At 41.1% G+C, this 22,109-nt stretch carries 19 protein-coding genes and 1 tRNA gene; 8 read left to right on the top strand and 12 right to left on the bottom strand.

The window, feature by feature from the left end; genetic code table 11:
- Positions 1-253: 253 nt before the first annotated feature.
- The gene (locus OGM63_RS17180; protein ID WP_263746822.1) at positions 254-382 is read right to left on the bottom strand and encodes a hypothetical protein; all 129 of its coding nucleotides are present in this window, start codon (positions 380-382) and stop codon (positions 254-256) included.
- A gap of 45 nt (positions 383-427) precedes the next feature.
- Complete coding sequence (locus OGM63_RS17175; protein ID WP_263746821.1) at positions 428-751, bottom strand: hypothetical protein; 324 nt, start codon at positions 749-751, stop codon at positions 428-430.
- Between the two features lie 224 nt (positions 752-975).
- Between OGM63_RS17175 and OGM63_RS17170 the strand changes: the two genes are divergently transcribed.
- Positions 976-1,047 (top strand) — tRNA-Gln (locus OGM63_RS17170).
- 1,111 nt (positions 1,048-2,158) lie between these two features.
- On the top strand, positions 2,159-4,357 hold the full coding sequence (locus OGM63_RS17165; RefSeq protein ID WP_263746820.1) for a GumC family protein: 2,199 nt from the start codon (positions 2,159-2,161) through the stop codon (positions 4,355-4,357).
- Positions 4,358-4,438: 81 nt separating this feature from the next.
- Here OGM63_RS17165 and OGM63_RS17160 read toward each other — a convergent pair whose 3' ends face one another.
- The gene (locus OGM63_RS17160) at positions 4,439-4,918 is read right to left on the bottom strand and encodes a hypothetical protein (protein ID WP_263746819.1); all 480 of its coding nucleotides are present in this window, start codon (positions 4,916-4,918) and stop codon (positions 4,439-4,441) included.
- A 207-nt stretch (positions 4,919-5,125) separates the two neighbouring features.
- On the opposite strand from OGM63_RS17160, the gene OGM63_RS17155 reads away from it, so the two are divergent.
- Positions 5,126-6,391 (top strand): hypothetical protein, encoded by a 1,266-nt coding sequence (locus tag OGM63_RS17155; RefSeq protein ID WP_263746818.1) that lies wholly within the window; start codon positions 5,126-5,128, stop codon positions 6,389-6,391.
- A 415-nt stretch (positions 6,392-6,806) separates the two neighbouring features.
- Here the strand turns inward: OGM63_RS17155 and OGM63_RS17150 are convergent, their stop codons facing one another.
- The 4 genes from OGM63_RS17150 to OGM63_RS17135 form a co-directional block, all read right to left on the bottom strand.
- The gene (locus OGM63_RS17150) at positions 6,807-7,667 is read right to left on the bottom strand and encodes a sterol desaturase family protein (RefSeq protein ID WP_263746817.1); all 861 of its coding nucleotides are present in this window, start codon (positions 7,665-7,667) and stop codon (positions 6,807-6,809) included.
- 403 nt (positions 7,668-8,070) lie between these two features.
- Entirely contained in the window at positions 8,071-9,585 is a 1,515-nt protein-coding gene (locus OGM63_RS17145) for a radical SAM protein (protein ID WP_263746816.1), read from the bottom strand.
- Between the two features lie 393 nt (positions 9,586-9,978).
- On the bottom strand, positions 9,979-11,124 hold the full coding sequence (locus OGM63_RS17140) for a SpoIID/LytB domain-containing protein (protein WP_263746815.1): 1,146 nt from the start codon (positions 11,122-11,124) through the stop codon (positions 9,979-9,981).
- Positions 11,125-11,745: 621 nt separating this feature from the next.
- Positions 11,746-11,898, bottom strand: a complete 153-nt coding sequence (locus tag OGM63_RS17135) for a hypothetical protein (RefSeq protein WP_263746814.1) — start codon at positions 11,896-11,898, stop codon at positions 11,746-11,748.
- A 173-nt stretch (positions 11,899-12,071) separates the two neighbouring features.
- On the opposite strand from OGM63_RS17135, the gene OGM63_RS17130 reads away from it, so the two are divergent.
- The 3 genes from OGM63_RS17130 to OGM63_RS17120 all read left to right on the top strand — a co-directional run bounded on the left by OGM63_RS17130 (position 12,072) and on the right by OGM63_RS17120 (position 13,519).
- The gene (locus OGM63_RS17130; protein ID WP_263746813.1) at positions 12,072-12,491 is read left to right on the top strand and encodes a sensor histidine kinase; all 420 of its coding nucleotides are present in this window, start codon (positions 12,072-12,074) and stop codon (positions 12,489-12,491) included.
- Between the two features lie 10 nt (positions 12,492-12,501).
- Positions 12,502-13,239 carry a sensor histidine kinase gene (locus tag OGM63_RS17125; RefSeq protein WP_263746812.1) on the top strand — a complete coding sequence of 246 codons (738 nt, stop codon included), beginning with the start codon at positions 12,502-12,504 and terminating at the stop codon, positions 13,237-13,239.
- 103 nt (positions 13,240-13,342) lie between these two features.
- Positions 13,343-13,519: a hypothetical protein gene (locus tag OGM63_RS17120; RefSeq protein WP_263746811.1), complete on the top strand. Its 177-nt coding sequence runs from the start codon at positions 13,343-13,345 to the stop codon at positions 13,517-13,519.
- A 364-nt stretch (positions 13,520-13,883) separates the two neighbouring features.
- Here the strand turns inward: OGM63_RS17120 and OGM63_RS17115 are convergent, their stop codons facing one another.
- The gene (locus tag OGM63_RS17115; RefSeq protein WP_263746810.1) at positions 13,884-15,044 is read right to left on the bottom strand and encodes an RNA-guided endonuclease InsQ/TnpB family protein; all 1,161 of its coding nucleotides are present in this window, start codon (positions 15,042-15,044) and stop codon (positions 13,884-13,886) included.
- A gap of 52 nt (positions 15,045-15,096) precedes the next feature.
- Between OGM63_RS17115 and tnpA the strand changes: the two genes are divergently transcribed.
- Together tnpA and OGM63_RS17105 are read left to right on the top strand one after the other, a co-directional pair.
- A complete protein-coding gene (tnpA, locus tag OGM63_RS17110; protein WP_263746808.1) occupies positions 15,097-15,531 on the top strand; it encodes an IS200/IS605 family transposase in 435 nt (144 codons plus the stop codon).
- Between the two features lie 150 nt (positions 15,532-15,681).
- Complete coding sequence (locus tag OGM63_RS17105) at positions 15,682-15,870, top strand: DDE transposase family protein (RefSeq protein WP_263746807.1); 189 nt, start codon at positions 15,682-15,684, stop codon at positions 15,868-15,870.
- Positions 15,871-15,926: 56 nt separating this feature from the next.
- Here the strand turns inward: OGM63_RS17105 and ctpC are convergent, their stop codons facing one another.
- The 4 genes from ctpC to sppA all read right to left on the bottom strand — a co-directional run bounded on the left by ctpC (position 15,927) and on the right by sppA (position 21,956).
- Complete coding sequence (ctpC, locus tag OGM63_RS17100) at positions 15,927-17,210, bottom strand: carboxyl-terminal processing protease CtpC (RefSeq protein ID WP_263746806.1); 1,284 nt, start codon at positions 17,208-17,210, stop codon at positions 15,927-15,929.
- A 345-nt stretch (positions 17,211-17,555) separates the two neighbouring features.
- Positions 17,556-18,782, bottom strand: coding sequence for a (E)-4-hydroxy-3-methylbut-2-enyl-diphosphate synthase (gene ispG, locus OGM63_RS17095; protein WP_263746805.1), 1,227 nt, complete (start codon positions 18,780-18,782; stop codon positions 17,556-17,558).
- A 224-nt stretch (positions 18,783-19,006) separates the two neighbouring features.
- Complete coding sequence (gene cofG, locus OGM63_RS17090) at positions 19,007-19,981, bottom strand: 7,8-didemethyl-8-hydroxy-5-deazariboflavin synthase subunit CofG (RefSeq protein WP_263746804.1); 975 nt, start codon at positions 19,979-19,981, stop codon at positions 19,007-19,009.
- Positions 19,982-20,117: 136 nt separating this feature from the next.
- A complete protein-coding gene (sppA, locus tag OGM63_RS17085; protein WP_263746803.1) occupies positions 20,118-21,956 on the bottom strand; it encodes a signal peptide peptidase SppA in 1,839 nt (612 codons plus the stop codon).
- Between the last annotated feature and the right edge of the window lie 153 nt (positions 21,957-22,109).

Genomic DNA, 22,109 nt, shown 5'->3' with positions numbered 1-22,109 from the left:
AAGAAAAATAATGATTGTGAATTTTCCCCTGGTGCGATCGCTTATAGTTGCGTCAATTTGGGAGCTTATAACTAAAGACGCATCTAATATAGATATATAGAACTAACCCTTTCAAGGTGTTGTGCGATCGCCTAATTTGTAGTTTGGTAAAAAGAGCTGCAAATCTATTGAGTGGAGAAAAAATGTTGCGCTTGGCAGGTATTTGAGCGTTTTGGAAAAGAAAGTCCAGGAAAGAGTAATGGTTTGTGGGCTTTTAGAGAAAGCAGTAGACATCTCGATAAAAGACGTAGAGACGTAGCACATGCAACGTCTCTACAAGGGTTTCGCGCAACGCATAATAAGCATAGCGATCGATGTCTAGTATCTTACCAAGTAAAGACATATTGCTTAATCATGTCAGGAAGTGCTATTCTAGTCACAACTGAGGTTACTCAACGATTACTTTGTTCAGTAAAGCTATCCACATGTCTCGTGGTTGGGAGTAGTAATCAATTTCCTCAACTTGATATCGACAAGAGTTAGAGCCATTTTTGAAAATGATGTAATCACCACATTTAATACCTCTGCCCTGTCCTGTCATGTAACCTTTATTCAAGTCATCTACTGCAAGTTCAAATACATAGTCACGTCCGCAAACGTATTCGCTATAATCATAAGTCTTGGTCTGCGGCTGTTTTGCTTTATTTGATAAAAGGCTAAACAGCGATGAAAAAATCACCCGAAGGTTAATGCCTGACTTGGTAGAAGACATAAGTAAGTTGAAAACAATAATGTTAACACTAAGCTTGAAATAAATAGGCACTCTTGTTGCCGATCTATCCTGCAATACGATTTTACGGTTCAAAACGCAATGCTGTAAGATAGTCATTATCTACTTGTAGTCAAAGGTAAATAATATAATTTGTCGAAAATTAGATTTGAAAGTACTTGACAGTAGGCTATGAGTGACTGCTATAATAGTTGAAGTTAAATCTTTGGGGCGTAGCCAAGTGGTAAGGCAGCGGGTTTTGGTCCCGCCATTCCTAGGTTCGAATCCTAGCGCCCCAGTTTATTCAAGTAAAAGTTCTAGTTCTTGCAGGTTAACTGCGATTGAAGCAACAAGTAAAGCGCATATAAGTGAGATAGTGAGATTTACTAGCTACTCTCTGAATTTAAGCAATCCAAAATCAGATTATAAGTCAATACGCGGGCGTGTTAAGGATTTTTGGTATTGATTTGATGTATGTAGAGACGTTCCACACCGAACGTCTTTACCCTCGTATTTGGGGCTTAACACCAAGGGTATTAGACATCTCCATAAAAAACGTAGAGACGTTCCACTCTTTACGTCTCTTGGGGTTCGGGCAACGCATAATTAAATTCTGGAGATGTCTATTGGATTATAAGTACTATTACTATAATTTATATATCTGATTTAGAGCTTCATATTCCTCAGCATTATTTATCAGACAGGGAGTATATTTTTTGTGGGACAGTACCGAAATTACAATTGTAATTTGCCCTGACGTTGACTGTTGTCCTGAATAGAGTAATGTTAAATAGTAGAAACTTCTACCGATGATTAGCCTGAGAAAAAAGAACAAATGGTTTTTCGTGCCTAACAATACCAGTATTCAGCTAAGAAAATATACTCAAATTTTTATCATCAGATTTTATCCGGAGAAGTTTCAAGTTAATTAGTAATACTAAACATCATAGAGCAACAAAGTAAATTCTACTGCTTGAGAAAAGACTAAACCCAGTCCGACTTCCAAGATTGGGATTTAAAGACCAAGCTTTTTAGCTTTGTGGAGAATTAATTAGCATTTATATTTCTAGCAATTTTTTGTATAACAAATATCTATATTTTAATTCGTACTGTTGGATTAACAAACCAATTTATCCTGAGTAATGTTACCGTAGTTGTAGTGCATCACTCCAAATCAGGTCTGATTGTAAATACTGTCTTCCAGGGTAATGGGTCTATCAGGTTGGTATGAAGCAATACTCAAGTTCGGCTTGAGATTCTTTGGACTATGAGATTAGTCAGTTGATTCAGTAATTAACCAGGGTGTGCCGAAAGGTAGGGCAGCCTAGGAGAAGTGAAACTCCGGATGCCAAATTTTAATCAACACATAAACTTGCGTAATTACTGCTAGTAATTTAATTTACCATTGCCATGCTGAAGTCAGAAAAATATCCTCACCCTTTGTCACAAGCGAATACAGCCAAGTTAAATGATGTTGAAGAAGGTGGATTGAACCTCGGTCAAGTTGGAGCTGCTCTGCGTCGCAGAGCATTTTTGATTGTTGGTTTAACAGGCATAGTAGCAACCGCAGCGGTGTTGAAGGCAGAACAAGATCCTCCAGCGTATCAAGGTGAGTTTGAGATTTTAACTAAGCCTTTAACTGGTGAGAATAAGGCTCTAGCTGATGTTCCTCAAACTCTGGGTTCCCAACTGAAGATAGCAGATCCGGAGTCAATAAAAACCACGATCGCAGTTTTAAAAAGTCGTAAAGTCCTAGCTCCAGTTGTCGAAGAGCTTCAGGCTAAATATCCAAAGCTGACTTACGAGGTACTTACTAACAACTTAACTATTGAACCCGAACAGGACAATATTTTACAAGTCCAATATCTAGATGCAGATCAAAAGGAAGTGATCGAAGTTTCCAAAGCACTTGCTAAAACTTTTTTGCAGTATAGTTTGGCAGAGCGTCAAGGAGACGTAGCTCAGGCAATTAAGTTTGTTAAGCAAGAAAAACTGCCCATAGAGCGACGGGTTATATCATGGCAAAACGAACTGGGAAACCTGCGACTGAAAAATAACTTAATTGACCCAACCCAGAAAGCTGGAGAGCTATCTAATCATATTGCCACTTTGACGCAACAACAACTCGAAAATCGGGTGCAGCTAGCACAAATGGTAGCTAAGTATCAGAATTTGCAAACAGAGTTAGCCGAACAACCGGGTGAGAGGGCTGGTAATTTAGTGCTGAGTGAAAATCCTCGCTACCAAAAGATACTCGATCAGATCCAGGAAGTGGATATTGAGATTAAAAAACAGTCAGCCAAATTTACGGATTTGAACCCTAGTATAGGGACTTTACGGGATAAGAAAGACAACTTACTTCCATTGCTTTTAGCGGAAGAAGACCGGGTTCAGAGAGATTTTCAAAGCCGCATCCGGGAACTGCAAGCCAAAGATAGAGCATTCGATGTAAAAATAAATAATTTAAATAATGATGTCAAAAAATTGGCAATTATTACCCGTCAATACGATAACATTCAGCGGGAATTACAAGTTGCGACTCAAGGTCTGACTCAATTTACAACCAAAGAACAAGCGTTGCAGCTCGAGAAAGCCCAAAAGCAACAACCTTGGCAGTTACTCGATCCTCAGCTTACCAAAGTCACGAAACCTGATGCTGTTTCAGAAAGTGCTAAGAAAAACTTAGCATTGGGGGGAATGTTAGGTTTGCTGTTGGGTGTAGGGGCAGCTTTAGTTGTAGATAAACTTAGCAATGTCTTTTATACTTCTAAGGAACTTAAAGATGCTACTAGACTGCCTTTGTTAGGTGTAGTTCCGTTAAGAAAAGAAATAGCCGCATTGGCGAAGCCAGAAAATGTAGCTAAAGGAGTGCAAGCAGTAAGTAGCATTTCCTTTTTTGAAGTATTTCGCTCTCTCTATACAAATATTCTTCTTTTGGGTTCGGATACACCAATTCGCTCACTAGTAATCAGTTCGGCAGGACAGGGAGACGGTAAATCTACTGTGGCTATACAGTTAGCCCAGGCAGCAGCAGCGATGGGGCAACGAGTATTATTAGTAGATGCCAATCTACGTTGTCCGACTTTGCACAATCGAGTAGGGCTGATGAATATTCAAGGATTGACCGATGTAATTTCCCAAGATTTAGAGTGGAGTAATGTAATTGAGCGATCGCATGACGAAGAAAATCTGTTTGTTATGAGTGCTGGTCCCATTCCACCAGACTCGGTAAGGTTACTCGCTTCTCAGAAAATGCAAGATTTAATGGACGATCTGCAAGCCAGTTTCGATTTGGTAATCTATGACACACCACCACTTTTGGGCTTTGCAGATGCCTATTTACTAGCGGCTAACACCAACGGTATGGTGCTAGTTGCTGGTTTGGGTAAGCTCAAACGTACTTTACTCCAACAAGCATTAGAAGAAATTCAAGTTTCTGGCACTCCGATTTTAGGGTTAATCGCCAATAAATCTAAAGATTCCACATTATCGTCTTATAGCCACTATCAGCAGTATTACAGACAGAGCATGAGTGCTGAACGAGTTGGTGCCGATACCGATGACGACACCGCTAATTCTACCTCAATGACAAACATAAAAGGACGTTAGCATGGGCAATGGGCATTGAGAATTGGGAATAAAGGCAAATTCTTTCCTATGCCCTATGCCCATTGCCCTATGCCCCATTCCCTATTTTTCCGGTGATTTGAGAGCCTGATCGAGAATAAGCCTTGCTTGTTCTGCTTTAGCTCGGGCTTCTTGATAACGCATATTAGCTTGGGCAAAATTTTTGAGAACTTTAAAACCTTCCTTGAGACGGGTAATTTCCTCCTCAGTCACTGACTGATCGCTAAACAGCACATCAACTGCTTTGCGAATTTCCAATGCTTCAGCGCGAGAATCTTGAACTTTGAGCTTGAGTGTAGCAAGATTGCTCAAAACTTGGACAGCTTGTGTAATTGCATCCTCACCACTACCAGTGTCAATTGATGCTTCTTTCACCTCAATTAATTGTTGAGCACCAAACCCCTCTTCTAATTCGGTAGGTAGGTTGCCTGCTTCCATTAGTTCCATCAGCTGATCCATCGCTTTCTCACGGGCTTTAGCTGAATCTTTACCAGGAACAGTGAGAATTATTTCTGGGCTTTGAGCAAGAGTGTACTGAACCATATCTAAGCAAAAAAGTTGCTGGTTAACCAAGCCGAGGGAAATCATTTTAACATGAAGTGAGTCACGGCAAGTTAATTAAAAATTCCCAAAATAATTTTAGATTTTCCGTTCAAGTTGAGGCAGTCGCCCAGCAGAGTTTACAAAGCAACAAAAATAAAACTTTATACTAAATAAAGGGAGAATAAATTTTCATAGGAGGGAAGAGCAATGGCTCCCAATCCCACCATTATGCAAGCTGTGGAACAATTGGGTTATCGTGTCACCGTAGGTGATGTGGCAACCCAGGCAGGATTAAATGTTGCGGAGGCGAATCAGGGCTTATTAGCTTTTGCATCTGAAGCCGGCGCACATTTGCAGGTAGCGGAAACAGGTGATATTGTTTACCTTTTTCCAAAAAACTTTCGGGTAATTTTACGCAATAAGTATTGGCAGTTGCGATTGCAGCAATGGTGGAAAAAGGTCTGGAGTATCCTATTTTACCTAATTCGCATTTCCTTTGCAATTTTCTTAATTGCTTCCATCGCCTTGATCGCGATCGCCACGATCATCATTATTACTGCGATCAACTCAGATCGCGATAGTAACGGTGGAGGTAATTCTGGTAGTGGGGGTATCGGCTTTTTCTATTTTCCCGATTTATTCTGGTATTTTAGCCCAGACTACCGCACTCACTACCAAGAACGGCGACGAACGAAAAGCGAGCTAAATTTCTTTGAAGCTGTTTTTTCATTTTTGTTTGGTGATGGCAATCCTAACACCAAATTAGATCAACGCCGCTGGCGAGAAATTGCAAGTGTAATTCGCAACAACCGTGGTGCAGTGGTAGCTGAACAAATTTCTCCCTATCTAGATAATATCGGTGAGAAATATCAACAAGAATATGAAGACTATATGTTGCCTGTTCTCACTCGCTTTAATGGGCAACCAGCGGTAAGTCCCCAAGGGGAGATTGTTTATTACTTCCCAGAGTTGCAAGTGAGTGCTGGGAAAAAACGTCCTCAGTCAGAATCGGTGTACCTGGAGGAATTTCGTTGGCAGTTTAGTGCGGCAACTTCCGGACAAATTCTGCTCAGTGCTGGGTTGGGTGGAGTAAATTTGGTTGGTGCTTTGGTGTTGGGAAGTTTGTTGCGAGGTGGTATTGTTGCGGCAAAACTGGGTGGACTTGTGGCTTTTGTCCAAGGAATTTACTGGTTGCTGTTGGCTTACGGAATCGGTTTCTTGGGGATACCGCTAGTGCGTTATTTTTGGATTCAATGGCACAATAGTAAAATTGTCGCACGTAATGGCGATCGCCTTGAGCGTGCCCGACTATTAGCTTCGGCTGATGCTTCTTTGCAAAATAAAATTGACTATGCTCATCAGTTTGCGGCTGAAAAAGTCATTGGACATGAAGATTTAGCATACACCACAGAAACTGACTTAATAGAACAAGAGGATGCTGAATGGCAACGGCGTCTTGATTCGGGGAGTTAGTGGTTGGTATTCTTTAACCACAGGACTTACGCAAGCGTCACAAAATAATGTCAATTGGCACATATATAGCAATACGCTTGGTGTTAAGCGCAAAATACGAGTGTAGAGACTTCGTATTTCGCGTCTCTACAGGTCTAAAATCAGTACCAAAAATCCTTAACATGCCCGCGTATTGATTTATAAAGTAAATCTTAATTTGTAGGGTGCGTTACGGCTAAATTTAAACTTGCTCAAACCCTCAAATTCCTACATAGCCGTAATATCATGTCCGGGTAATTAGTTACGATATAAAATTTGCAGAGTTGTTATATTCCAAAATCTCAGCGTCATTTTTATCGTAAGTGTTCAAGCGGACATGATATAACACACCCATCTTTATATTTACTTTATAAATAGGCTCTCAGGGTTGAGATCATTACTCTATAGACTTAATAGATCTATCCAAAGTAATAGACGACTTGATGATTCTATTCTCAATAAGACTCACAGGGAACATAATTCCCGGCTTCTTTGTAGGAGGATTCAGTGTGTTGAATACCCTGTCCCAAAATCCGTGAATGCCATAGTTTCCCTTAAAATCAGTGTGATGAAGATCGTGAAAATCTGAGGGAATGAAAAATATTGACAAAGAACTATGACCTTCTAAATTGTAAGCATTGCCTATAAAAGTCCAGGCACAGAGTTGGGTGATGTCATATCCAAATATAAAGATAGGCAAAACGTCTGTGATGGTGACAATAATGTATTCAATAAGGCTCTTATGTCCAGCGACAAAACTTGATGAATCTTGAAAATCATGATGTTTAAGATGGATTTTCTGCAAGAATTTTTTATGCAAGAGCCAATGGGAAACGTAAAAACAGAAATCAGCAGCAACTATTCTCATCAAAAACCATCCCAGATTTAGGAGTAAGCTATTTCCTCTATGAACCTCTGGAGCTAGATATAGAATTATTAACGCTGCTATCAAAGCTTTGATTTCCCCTGTAATGATGCCTTTTACGGTAAATGAAGGAAATGCTTGTTTTTTGACTTTTTTAACTCTTGCCGTCAGTTTTTCCCGAAAAACATCGTTGCTTTTGATTCCTTTCTCAATGAAAATGCCAAGAATATAAAATGAGATAGAACCAACGAGCCAGTACAATAGCACCTCTGTTATCAAGTTGAGTTTGGTATCGTGCAAAAGCCAATAAAATACCTGCTGAACAATCGTGCAACTAATAGCAATCTTTAGATAAAATTCGATTTCAAAACAGAAATTAAAAAAATTTTGCACCTCTTTACCCTTTATTTTAATTGACTAAAATCGGCGTTTTGAGAGAAATTGAGACGAACCCTAGTTTTGCTCTGTTTAAAGTCGTTCTTGATCATCAGGCAACTGTAAGTAAGTGGGTCAAATTAAATATAAAACCTCAAAGAGCCGACCGCTTCCCTCTCCTTCTTAAGGAGAGGGATTTCGGGTGAGGCTTTATCTTATATTTAATTGTGCCTCCCTACTTAGCACAAGCATCTTGCCAGATCACCTAATTGCATAAAATGTGAGTATTTCCTAGTCAACTGACTATGTTTTACAGGTATCCCTGTCCAGTTAATTATTCGCGCGGATTTCCGGGTTTTGAACAATCCGAAAACCACGGTGATGATTGACTTCCACAAGCCAATCATCAGCCACCGGATAGTTAGTTATTAACTAGCGCTGAATATTCCCCGTTGTAGTTGGTAAATTCAGTGTTTGTTCTGCGAATCTTAGATAGACGAATTTGCCAATCGGAAACCTGCTCGTAGGTAAGGTGATGAGTATTGCAAGTAGGTGTCCATAGCCCTCCCCAAACACAGGGGTCTTCAAACTGCAACAGACCTAACTTGCGTAAGTTCTGGGATTGGGGAGTTCCTGGCAAGGGGGCAATGCTGTAGACAGCAATCTGAAATTCCAATTCAGGGTTAATCTCTATGAGTTCATCAACGAGTCCTGAGATCGCTTCCTCAAGACGTAACAAGCTATCATCGTCATCATCTGGTAGCCCGATAATAATGCCATAAGCAATAACAGGTATACCAGTTCTGACGACAGATTTCATCAACGTACAATGCTCTTGCCACGGCAACAACTTGCTGTATGATTCTCGCCCAAAAACGGGACGTTCAGCAGGGATATAAGCTAAAGGACAACCGACTTTGCCATCCCAGCCAAACAGTGCTTGAATAACTTCTTCGTCAGGGCTGAGATCGGTATTGTCGTAGTTGCGTCCGTGTCCCACCGTGGCTTTCCGCAGTTCTAAACCATTAGGCCACATGAGAGATATTCCCATCTCCCGCGCCCCATTGGTAATTTCGAGGATCTCTTCTCGTCCCCCAGGAAAGAGTCCACGGGCTAGGAATTGATCGGAACCGATATTGATCGAACGAGCTCCCGCTTCTTTCTGAATAGCCAGCCATTTGAGGGCGGTTTTTGGGGTCATTCGGCGATAGCCAGTGCCGTAGGTGGGTGTCATGCAAAAATCGCAGGTGCGATCGCAACCAATGTCAGCCACTAATGAACCAATCGGCACAACTCCCTGTACATTTGGTAGCATCCCTAAACATTCGGTAGCCACCTCCACAGAGGGTAGAGTCCAATCTTCTGGACTTTTAGCTTTAGTCTTCCTGGCAAATTGTCTACCATCTGCGAGAATTACCCCCGTCAGTTCTTCCCGTGGGGTTTTTCCGAGTACATAGTCGAGAATAGCCCAATTAGCTGCACCGGATTTATCCTGAACTACTGCTACTGCTCCTGCCTGCAAGTAGTGTTGCGGTTCTGCGACAGCATCAGATCCCCCAACGATAATGGGACGACCACCTTTGGCAAGATGCTCAACAATCATACAGCTTACTTGACGATCTTGGGAGAAATTCACTGTAATTCCCCAAGCATCATAAGCGTGAGGATCGAGAGCGAAAATTTCTCCACCTACATAAGTTTTCCGCAAGGTCATCCCTTTCCAGAAAATCTGCCCAAATTCTTGACTATAATCCCCATCTCTGAGGTTGACCAATCGCGCATCAAATCCTCCTGCTTGCAAGTCAGCTATCAAAACTTGCTTGCTGATTAAAGAACGATGTCTATATAAAGAAGTCCAATTATTGCCTTCTGCATCGTATAGTCCGGTTGCTGGAACTTCAATCAATCCAACTGTTGGATACTTGTTAGCTACCATATTCGACGGTGCCGAATGTGGGATAAGAGCAGGGGCTTTTTGATGCGCCATAATATTGTCGTAATGAAAATTGTATGGTCAGGGCGCAGCCAAAGACTGCGCTATCTACAATATTGCATAAATTATGACGAAAATTTATTACAAAAACTCTGCGTCACTCTGTCTTGAAAAGTTGTTCATGGGGGTATGACCACACTTATCGAATCGCTTATCTTTTTTGCTCGTGTGCATTTAAAAACGCTAGGAATTTGTGAAATCCTGTACTAAGTCCTGAACCACTATCAACTAACCACTAGACATAGGAGTAGAAATTAAATATGCGTTATCCAGAACCCCAACAGACGTAGCACAGAATAGTCTCTACATTCATTTTCACTTTCGCGTGTCTACTAACTACTTGACTCGAATTGGGGTTAGGGCTACACCTTGGTAATAATGCCCCAAAATTTGTAGATGGTTTGCTCCTCGCCGAGCTAAATTATACGCTCCCCATTGACTCATACCCAAAGCATGACCGTAGCCGAGTCCTTGGAGTACAAAACTACCACCTGTTCCCTTGCTGACCCGAAAGCGAGTACTTTTCAACTTTAGTGCTGTACGCACTTCTTCGCCTTGTAACACTTTAGTACCTTTGTCACCGACAATTTTCAAGGTTTTAACGCTGCCGAAAGGGGAAAACGCCTCTGTAAGCATATCTTTGACATTGCCCACAGAAGGAATCATGGCGCTGATTTGTGCGCTTGAGAAGGTTTTCACCCAACTGCACTCGCTAATATTTTGGTCGAAGTCTTGAACTGCACGCAGGTAAGGCAGGGTGTTTCCCCAAACATCTTCGACGTTTTCAGTGTGTCCACCAGAACAAGCGTGAAAAACTGAAAGAATAATTTGATTTTTATAAGTTAATACTTGCCCAGATGTGGCATCGACTGCTTTATAAATGCCACCGGATTCACTAATTACGCCTTTGTAAATTTGCCAGCGGTCGGGGGTATCGCCGACATCGTAAATGGGATTGCTGCGCTGTTTTTCGCGTTCGTAGAGGGCATAGGTACGAGCTGCGATCGCCTGTGCTTGTAGCGCTTCTTGGGGCCAGTTGGCATCCATTTCGCCACCGATGACGCTGTAGAGATATTCTTCGATATCAACCCAATTAACGGCGGTTAAACCTTTGTCTGTAGGAATAACCAGAGTTCTGCCTCGATACCAGCGATCGCCTATATAAACAAATCCCTTACCTGTTGGCTCAATCCAAAATAAACCAGATCGCCATCTATCCAAAGCAACTCCCCCAGAAATCGCTTGGGCATAATAGGAACTCATAGACGGTAATTGTCCTAAAGTGCGACCAGAACCATCTTTAACGATCGCAGTTGTAGAACTGCCGACTTTTACCTGATTAACACCTCTTTCAATTGCCACACGCAATATTACAGATGCTTGAGCTGGTGCAACCAAAACAATCCAAAACAGAATGCTTATCCACCAATGGCGGACTTTAATCTGGGAAAATAAAGACCCTAATAACAATTGTAACTTCATGCTGATAATTTATTCACATTTATATACGTTTACAGTTCTGCTTGACAGTAATTCCCCGGAGATTGCATCGCTACCTCACTAAATATAAATGAACTACCTTAGACTATCAAGTTTCTTTGGCTGCGGTTTTTAGTGTGGATGGATATTGCTCAAAAAATGAAGAAGGGGAAGGGTAATTTTATCAGGGGAAAAGGTTAAAGGAATAAGGAACAATATTTTCTTCCCTTTTCCCTTTCCTTCTCAAGAATGTCAGCATCCTCGATTATTAATTATGCATTTTGCTTATGCCCTCAGTCGGTATCACAGATAAGCATAAATAAATTTTCTACCGCAAAAGCTCAAAAGCCTATAACTAAAGGTTTTTGAATCAAGAGAATGCAAATTCCCAGAAAGCGGTACTAGCTTCTTTACACTTTCTCATATATTGGTGTTTACCTTTGATTTACATTGAGATTTATTTTATTTAAGAATATAAATAGCTTATATCTGTATACTCAGGGTCTTTCGGATTTTGATTGTCTGACTTTAGTCTGTGTCAACGGATATTTTGCGATGTGCTTTTCTGTCAGTATGTTTATCAAAGTGACTTTTTAAGCGCAATTGAGCCATTCACTTCTGAATTCATAGCCAAACTATCGCGATCGCAAGCAAGCAGGTGGTTGCCATCAAAAATTCTTCGATCACCTGGGTATTAATTACCGCTTTTCCAGAACTAATTAATCGATCAACAACTGCGATCGCACGTTCTTGCGGGAGCAGTATCAAATGGGTCATAGATGTAAACAAGAATACGGCAACGGTGAAGGTTGGCAGCTTGCTAGACAGACTTCACGAGAAAAGTCAGGTCACGAATACCTCCAGCATAGCTGCCTTGTGAAACAAACTTAAAGAAATTTTTGGGAATACTATATAGAACTAAATCCATTTATTTATAAAATATCTGCAAAATGCGAAATTCTCCTTGGTTTTTTGTCAGCAGAATCGCAATTTCAGTATTCTGTGCTGAGACATTCATAATGCTACTCTTCCCGCTCTTACCAAATATGCCTCAATTAGTTGAGGTTTTTCTTGATTCTACTCTGCTATCAATATTGATTTCACCAGCACTATATTTTTTCTTATACCGTCCTTTTAATCACCAATATAAAGAACGCTTACTAATGGAGAAAGAATTAAGACTATCGGAAGCAGATTTAAAACAAAAAGCTGAACAGCTGGAAAAAACAATGAAAAAGCTCCAGCTAGCTCCCCAATTGCTTCAGGCTGAAAAAATGTCTAGTCTTGGACGATTAGTCGCTGGCATTGCTCATGAGATTAATAATCCTGTAAATTTTATTCATGTCAATCTATTTCATCTAAATCAATAGACCTCTTGCATTGGTAGATTTAATTAACCTTTACCGTCAACTCTATCCTGATGCTGATGCGGAAATTGAAGTCCTGATTGAAAAATCTGAGACGGATTTTGTAATTAAAGATTTACCAATGCTTTTGTCATCAATGGAGGCAGGAACAAGACGTATTGAACAGATTATACTAGCATTACGTAATTTTTCCCGCTTAGATGAAGCCCAGATAAAATCTGTTAACATTCATGATGGCATTGATAGTACGTTATTACTTATTTCTCATCAGTTAAAATCGGAGCTAGGAACTTCTAACATTGAAATAGTTAAAGAATATGGGAATTTGCCCCATGTGGAATGTTATCCAAGTCAATTAAATCAAGTTTTTATGAATCTGATAATCAATGCTATTGATGTGTTAAATAAATCTCACAAAAACTGTGATATTTCTCCAATTATAAATGATGCTCGTGTGATTATAATTTGTACTGATTTTATCAATAAAAACTGGGTAAAAATTAGTATTAAGGATAATGGAATAGGAATCGACGACCAAATTAAGTCGCAGTTATTTGAGCCTTTCTTTACAACAAAATCAGTGGGGGAGGGAATCGGGTTGGGGTTATTTATTAGCTATCAAATCATTGTCAACCAACATAGAGGACATATGAAGTGTATTTCAGCACCAGGTAAAGGAGCAGAATTTATAATTGAAATTCCAATTATTCGTGTTGATGTACATAAATCAATGTCTTCAGAAAATCTCTGAGGGTGAGGTGTTCACGTTGGCAATCGGGACCTGCAACTAGAGCAGGTCGAGTTTTAATTTTTTTGATAAATTCTTTTTCCGCTTCCCACGCTGCAAGATTAATTTGGGGTGCGGTTATTCCACGAAGATAAAGGTCAATGCAAAAGCGAATAACTTATGCTTCACTTACACCTGCTTGTTGAGCGATCGCATGAAAGCAGATGTTCCTGATGTCTCTACCAAGGGTTTCAATCCAAACAATAATCGACTGAGTACAGCGATCGCTGAGATTGTCAGCTAAATTGCCATGATGTCTACAACAAGTGGAATGATGCGATCGCTACGAATATAGAAAAACCACCTTTTGACATGGTTTCTAGTTCCTTCTCTTGGTGGAGTGCTGGCAAACATTCAGTCAGCTAACAACCTTGAATGCCCTAATCGAGTATTAGACATCTCCAAAAATGAACTATGCGTTGCCCAAACCCCAAGAGACGTTAAATTTAACGTCACAATAATTCTTTTTCAAATAGGTTGTCTATTAGACATCTCCAAAAATCAGCCGGAAAACAGAAGTGAAATCGTGGTTGATTCTTAGTCCCTGGAGATGTCTATTTGAGTTGTTTGTTTGACATACTCCCCGGCGATCTGCGCACGGGGATTCTTCACGCTTCGTTGACAGATACCACCGGAATGGTTTTACTCCGTCTCGACGTGCATTTAGAGTCGTGGCAATGCCCTATCCCGACTTTGTTTATATTTTTAGCCGCATTTTCATCTCGATCGTGTTCAGTTCTACAATTTAAACATTGAACCGACCGAATTTTTAAATCTAGCTTGCCCCATTTGTATCCGCATTCAGAACAAACTTGGCTAGTTGGCTCCCACCTATTTATAACAACAAACTCACGTCCGTACTTTTGGGATTTAGCCGTGCATTGAGTCCTAAATTCTCGCCACCCCTGAAAGCTAATTACCCTAGAGAGTTTACGATTTTTGACCATTCCCGACACGTTCAAATCTTCTAAGACGATAGTTTGATTTTCGCTAACGACTTTAGTAGATAGTTTATGCAAGAAATCTTTACGGATATCCGCAATCTCGTTATGCTTTTTAGCTATTTTTAAACGTGTCTTATTCCGACGTTTAGACTCTTTCTGTTGCCGTGCTAATTTCTTTTGTAGTTTGCGAACTTTCCTGTCAAGCTTTTTATAGCTAGGACTTTCAGCTTTTTCACCATTACTCATTACCGCAAAAGTCTTTATACCTAAATCAATTCCGATATTTTGGTTTTTAGTGTCAAGGCTGACAGGCTCAATATCAACCACAAAACTTAAAAAGTAGCGATTAGCGCAGTCTTTGATGATAGTCACAGAGCTAGCAAGGTATGGCAACTCTCTTGACCATATCGGTGTTACGTTGCCAATCTTGGCTAAATAAACCGTTTCTTTTTGTATTGAGAAGCCGCCACGAGTTAACCTCGCTGACTGTTGATTAGTTTTCTTTTTGAATCTAGGGCTACCTAGTTTCTTGCCTTTTCTTTTGCCTTTTAAAGAGTCAAAGTAGTTTTTGTAGGCGGTTCCCAAATCCGCGACTGATTGCTGCAAAGCAATGCTAGCTACACCACTAAGCCATTCTCGACTCTCAGTCTTTTTTGCTTGGGTTAATACTAATTTTTGCAAGTCTCCGTTACTAGGAAGTTTTTGGGATTGTTTGCACAAAGCCAAGGCATCGTTCCAGACTACACGAACACAACCAAACAACTGAGCGAGGCTCGTTCGTTGTTGGTCTGTTGGATAGAATCGGTATTGATATCTTGCTTTCATCCCTTTGTGCTATAGTTGGTCTGTATGTTTACATTATATTGGTCTGTACAAAATGTCAAGTCATCTTCGTAGAGAAAGGCACAGTGTTACGGACTTAAAGATTCACTTGGTCTGTGTGACAAAATATCGAAAACCTGTTTTCACAGTTAAGAGCCTTGCATTGATTGAAAAATCTTTCAAAGAAGTAGCTGAAAAAATGAATTTCTTGGTACAGGAATTTAATGGGGAGGTAGACCATGTACACGTATTAATAGAATATCCTCCCAAGCTTTCTATCTCTCAAATAGTGAATGCACTTAAAGGAGTATCAAGCCGTCGATATGGACAGGAAGGATTTAAAAAGCCGTTAGGAAAAGAGGCTTTGTGGAGTCCCTCTTACTTTGCCTCAACAGTTGGCGGCGCACCCCTAGAAGTGCTAAAAAAGTATATACAAAATCAATTAAAGCCGTCAAGCGAAGGACGGGGCTTTTACCCATTTTCTTGGTAAACTATCCACGAACACAAAAATACTTAACTTCTGTTGGTGCAAATCAAGTAATGGCTTATGCATATGATAAAATTTATGTCAATGCGTAAGTCCTAATTTAGCGCTGTTTTATCAAGAATTGGTATGAGAAACAAAATTTTTGTATGACCTATGAATAGTACACAATCTTGTCATATAGTCAAGCGCCCTGCCGGAAATTGCGAAATCGTCCCCAGCCAAGAAATAACCGAAGACGATAATCCAGAAATTATAGAACAATGGGGACCATTTATCTCAGAAGGAGAAGCGATCGCCCGCCGCGTAGGGCTGATTCGCTCAGGCAAATGTCAACCAGTGTAAAGTTATGAGTTGTAGAGTTATCATTTCCTAACTCCTGACTCCAAATTCCTAACTCTTCATTTTTCTGCCCTTGTAGTACCTTTGGCAGCAATTTCTTTACCCAAAACTTCTACTGCTTTAGCGAATTGCGGGTCAGCTAGTGTAGCGAGTTTATCACGCTCGCGCAGCCACAATTGCTGTTTTTGGGCATCAGTCAAATCTACCTTGACATCTGGGTCTATGCCATGCTTGTGAATATCTCTACCACTAGGAGTATGATATCTGGCGATCGTTACTGCTAATCCTGAACCATCGTCAAGAGGACGTACCGATTGTACTAAACCTTTACCAAAGGTTTGAGTACCAACTATAACAGCACGCTTATTATCCTGCAATGCGCCGGAGAGGATTTCACTAGCACTAGCGGAACCTTTATCTACTAACACCACCAGGGGTTTATTTGTCAAAGCACGTCCGTTTGCCACTTCTTTTTCTACCTCACCTTGGCGAGGAATAGTTGAGACAATCGTACCGCTATTAATAAACATTCGGGCAATGTCCACACTAGCGAATAATAAACCACCTGGGTTTCCGCGCATATCCAGAACATAGCCAGCAACCTTTTTGCTTTCTAAATCTTTAATTGCGCTTTGCATTTCCTTAGCCGCATTAGCGCTGAACTGGTTCAAGCGAATATATCCAGTGTTCCCTGCTGGTGTTTGCTTTTGGGAATACTTCACCGGATGGATTTCAATCCGTGCGCGTTTAATTTGAAAATCTTTTTGCTGACCGTTACGCTCAATACTTAAATTTACCGAAGTATTTGGTTCACCGCGAATTAAGGATACAGCCTGATTGGTATCCATTCCCTTAGTCGATTTCCCGTCAATTTTGAGGATCTTATCCTTTGCCAGAATTCCAGCCTTAAAAGCTGGTGTATCCTCAATGGGAGCAATTACAACCAACTGCTTCGTTTTTTCATCTTGACTAATTGTGATGCCTATGCCGATCAATTCCCCAGAGGTGTCCACTTGCATATTTTTGAACTCCTCAGGGTCCATAAACCGGGTATAGGGATCGTCCAGCTTTTTCAGCATTTCCCGGATAGATTTGTAAGCTTGTTGCTTGTTGGTGTAGGACTTGCTCAAGTACTCACGACGAACAGCCTGCCAATCTAATTGATTAAAAGTACCGTCTACGTATTGGCGTTGAACAATTTGCCAAACCTGGTCTACCAATTCTTTGGGACTTTCTTTAAATAAAGCCTGTCCTTGGGAGTGAATGCCAAGACTAGTAACAGCAATTGTGGTTAACGTTACTGCCGTAGCACCCAAAACAAGTCCATTTCTTGTAATCACCATAATGACAGCTGCGCGGCTAAGGAAAAAATATATTCAGTATGCTCAATCTAACACAGGGTATCACTGTAAAGACCGGACATGTATTCTTCTTTCAGAAAAATGATTTGGAATCCGGTTTTTCTGGCGATTAGGGACGCTTGGACGCTTGGATTGGGTAACTAGACAAAGAAAGTGGAAAAGAATGTAGAGACGTTACATGAAGAATGTAGAGACGTTACATGAAGAATGTAGAGACGTTACATGAAGAATGTAGAGACGTTACATGTAACGTCTCTACAAGGGTTTCAGATAACGCATAATTAATTTCCACTTTCTTTGTCTCTACTGGTATGAGTATCTATTTTCTCATGGTTCTACCCAGCGATCGTCTGCTTTAATCAAATTAATTAACTCTTCTACACCTTTATCTTCTGGTACTTTTTTGATTTCTTCTCTCCCTCGATAGAGAGAAATATACCCAGGAGTTTTGCCGACATAACCATAGTCAGCATCAGCCATTTCTCCTGGACCATTGACAATACAACCCATAACTGCGATATCTAGCCCAGTGAGGTGTTTTGTTGCTTCTCGGACTTTGTGCAGCACTTCTTCTAAATTAAACAAAGTACGTCCGCAGGAAGGACAAGCGACGTACTCCACCATCGTCTTCCGCAACCCTAAAGCTTGCAAAATGCTGTAACAGACGGGAATTTCTTTTTCTGGTGCTTCAGTCAGAGATACTCGAATTGTATCGCCAATGCCATCAGCTAGCAAGGTGGCAATACCCGCAGTGGATTTAATCCGTCCGTACTCGCCATCACCAGCTTCTGTGACGCCCAAATGTAAAGGATAATCCATACCGAGTTCGTCCATGCGCTTTGCCATCAAGCGATACGCAGCTACCATCACCGGCACTCGTGAAGCTTTCATGGAAATAACTAAATTATGAAAATCCAAAGATTCACAGATGCGAATGAATTCCAAAGCAGATTCTACCATTCCTTCTGGCGTGTCGCCGTAGGTAAATAGCATCCTTTCGGCTAGGGAACCGTGATTTACGCCGATTCGCATTGATTTACCTTGATCGCGCAAAGAAACTACTAGAGGTTCTAAAGTTTCACGCACTTTTTCGCCGATTTCATCAAATTCCGTTTTGGTGAATTCGCTTCTATTAGCGTTTGGCTTTTCAAACACATATAAACCCGGATTAATTCGCACTTTTTCTATGTGTTTGGCGACTTCCAAGGCAATTTTCATGCCATTGTGATGCACATCAGCAACGATGGGTACGTCTTGGTAAATTTTAATTAATTTTTGTTTAATTTCTGCCAATGCTTTGGCATGAGCCATACTTGGTACTGTGACTCGGACAATTTCACAGCCAATTTCGTGCAAACGCCGAATTCCTGCTACAGAACCATCAATATCAAGTGTGTCTTCATTAATCATCGACTGCACCACCACGGGGAAGCTGCCCCCAATAGTGACATTGCCAACTCTCACAGGACGGGTTTTGCGCCGTTTAATAGTTGTGTCAAAAGTGGCTTCACTGGATGCGGTGTTTGAAATAGTAAGTGTTGGTAAGGTTTGCATAACCTCTTAGGTAAATTTGCTGTAGCTAAAATATCAGATTAAAAAAATCTCTGTTTCCCAGATTGCCACAGATGAGGCATTTTTTGGAGTATTTAGTGGAAAAAAAGCATGAAAAAAGAAAAAATATACTTTAGACATCGACCGAATTTAAATATGGGTTAACCGAAACCCTTGTAGAGACGCGACCGGTCGCGTCTCTACATTTTTTTTTCATCGTTTTTTGGTCAAAGACTGTGTTCTTGTAGCTGACGCCACCGCTTCACCGCTGCTTGCAATTCCACCGATAACCAATCATCAAACTGCGGATAAATTGGCAACCTCGGCACAATTTCCCAGCCAGCTTGCTGTAAAATTTCTTGCAACGCCTCTACTTGAAGATGCAGATAATCGGGATTTACTTCATCTTTTGGTCCAATTCCCCCTAAATCCCTGGCACCAGCTTCTATACAAGCGAGTAACCATTGGTCATCTTTGACTAAATTCGGTGGAATTTGGATGCTTATATCTGGTGAGAGAATTTGACGTGCCTGAAAAACGACTGCTGGTAATTTATACAGGTCAAAACCAGGTGCATCAAAGGTTTGCTGATATCCAGGACTATGAGGTTGCAAGATGACTTCTTGAATGTGATGGTAACGCTGATGCAAGCGAGTTATAGCTTCTAATGTTTCCCACCAATCATCCTCAGTTTCCCCGATTCCCAGTAGTAACCCTGTTGTAAAAGGAATTTGTAACTTACCCGCTAACTCTAATTGTTGCGATCGCACGAATGGTACTTTACTTGGTGCGTATTTATGTACTGTATTTAACAATATTGGGTTTAATTGCTCTAACATCAACCCCATAGATACATTAACTGTCTTTAATTTTTCCATTTCTTCATAACTCAACACTCCCGCATTGGTGTGGGGCAGAAACCCCATTGAAAGTGCCAATTTAGATAAATCATAAATCCGCTGAAACCAGGCTTGACGCCGTGACGATGAGGGATGCACTTCACCACTTAGTATGAGGATTTCACAGACATTTTTGCTTTGAAGTTGTTTTAAAAGACTTTCTGCGGCTGATACAGCCATCCAGGGACTAATCAGCGAGTCTGTGCGAAAGTTGCAGTAGGTACAGCGATTAAAGCACTCGTATGTCGGAACAATTGTATAAGCAGGGCTGTAAGTAACTGTGCGTGAATGAGAAATTTCCATAGAAAATACGACGCATTAATACGAGGGCGTTTTTAAACGCAGAGAGACGCACCAGGTAGCGCAGAGGTACGCAGAGTTTTTTTAAGAGGATTCCGCTCCCATTCTGCACTTAGACTAAATTCTGAGCGGGTGTGGCTCATTTAATCGTGAAGTTGAATGGCAAACGAGCATAAACACCGAGGGGATCGTTCATTTTTTGCATAATCGCTAATTCTTTTTGTAGTTTCTGGAATTCAGCGGTTAGTAAATCGGGTGATTTAGTTGTTACTTTCTCAATTCCCAAAATAGTCCGCGCTTCTTGAGTTACCCCACCAAAAAAGCGTTCTTCAAAGGTGCTGTGTCTGGGATGTTCTTGTAATTCCCAATCGTTTCCTAAATTGGCGGTTTTAGCGGCATAATCTATAGCAGCATCAATGCCACCAAGTTCATCAACTAAACCGATTTGCTTTGCAGCTACCCCAGACCAAACTCGTCCTTGAGCGATTTCTGCTACCTTTTGTTGTGGGAGTTTGCGTCCTTGAGAAACTTTGTTGAGGAATAGATTGTAAATGTGGTTAACACTGCGCTGATAAACAGCTAATTCTTCGGGTGATTTGGGACGAGAAACGGTTTGACTATCAGCATAGCGTCCGGTTTTGACGGAATCCCAGGTGATGCCGTTATCATTCGCCAGTTTTTGCCCATTCAATAGCAAGCCAAAGACACCGATTGAGCCTGTGATGGTGTTTGGTTCGGCAAAAATGCGGTTGGAATCGCTAGCGATCCAGTAACCACCAGAGGCAGCAAGATCGCCCATTGAGACAACTACTGGTTTGATTTGGTGAGTTAGTCGTATTTCTCGCTGCATCACCTCAGCGGCAGTCGCGCTACCACCGGGACTGTTGATCCGCAAGACAACGGCTTTCACATTTTTATCTTGTCGTAGTTTGCGGAAGGTTTTGGCAAAGCGATCGCCTCCTACTTCGCTATCATTACCTTGACCATCGACAATTTCGCCTTCCGCATAAACCACAGCAATTTTATTTATAGAGTCGCGCTCTATACCAAACTGCTTCCCAGAAACTCCAGCGTATTCTGCTAGGTCGATTTGACGGAATGTTTTATCTTCCTTGTCGCTATCAGTTAACTTTTTCAAATTGCTAACTACTTCATCGAAATAGTCTACCCGATCTACCAAACCGCTAGCTTTGGCTTCGTCAGCCATTAAGACTGCTTGATTATCGGCGATCGCCTGCAATTTTTGAGGAGTAAGTTTACGACTTTTACCCACCGCAGTACGCCATTCTGACCAAACATCATCCAACAATTTTTGAGTTTGTTCGCGGTTCTCTGGACTCAATTTTGGCAGTATATACGGTTCCACCGCGCCTTTAAATTTACCAACGCGCACAACTTGAACACCTATACCATACTTTTGCAATGCTCCCGTCAGAAACATTGTTTGTGTACTCAAACCGTTAACTTCCATCGCTCCCAAGGGATTGAGGATAACGGTGTCTGCAACCGAACTTAAGTAATATTCGCGTTTACCGAATTCCATGCCGTATGCTATAATCTTCTTGCCGGAGGCGCGGAACTTCTCGAACTCCTGACGCACTTCTTTGAGAGTGGCAAAACCCGCAACGCTACTACCAGCTCCGCTGTGAGTTGCATCTAAGTAGATAGCGACAATCCGCTTGTCGCGACGCGCTTTTTCTAAAGCATCGATCACCCTGCGGAGTGACATTCTATTGTCATCTTCACCTGATAGTGCTTGCCGAAAAACTTCGTTAGAACTTGGTTCGCTGTCAGTGATTTTCGTCGCTAAGTCAAAAACCAACACTGACTTATCCTTAACTTGTGGTCCATTGTCTTTCGAGGTAGCAGCGATCAGAAATAGAAAGAACAGTGTGCTGGTGCCGACACCACAAAAAATAATTAGTCCGAGTAAGCTGCCAACTAAGCTAGCAAAAGTTTGTTTGAGAAAATTATGCATTTTTTTAGTTATTAGTCTTTAGTCAATAGTCAAAAACCTTGGACGATTGACTTGTTTGTTTATAATTCCACCGAATATCTCACACCTAACATTTAAACGGCTTAAAGCTGCTGCAACTTATATTAACGTGAAGTTCGATGAACCTCTCACAGA

The organism is Plectonema radiosum NIES-515, from assembly GCF_025753815.1.
Lineage (GTDB): Bacteria > Cyanobacteriota > Cyanobacteriia > Cyanobacteriales > Nostocaceae > Hassallia > Hassallia radiosum_A.
The sequence above is the reverse complement of the archived record's forward strand: the minus strand, read 5'-3'. Positions and strand labels throughout refer to the sequence as shown.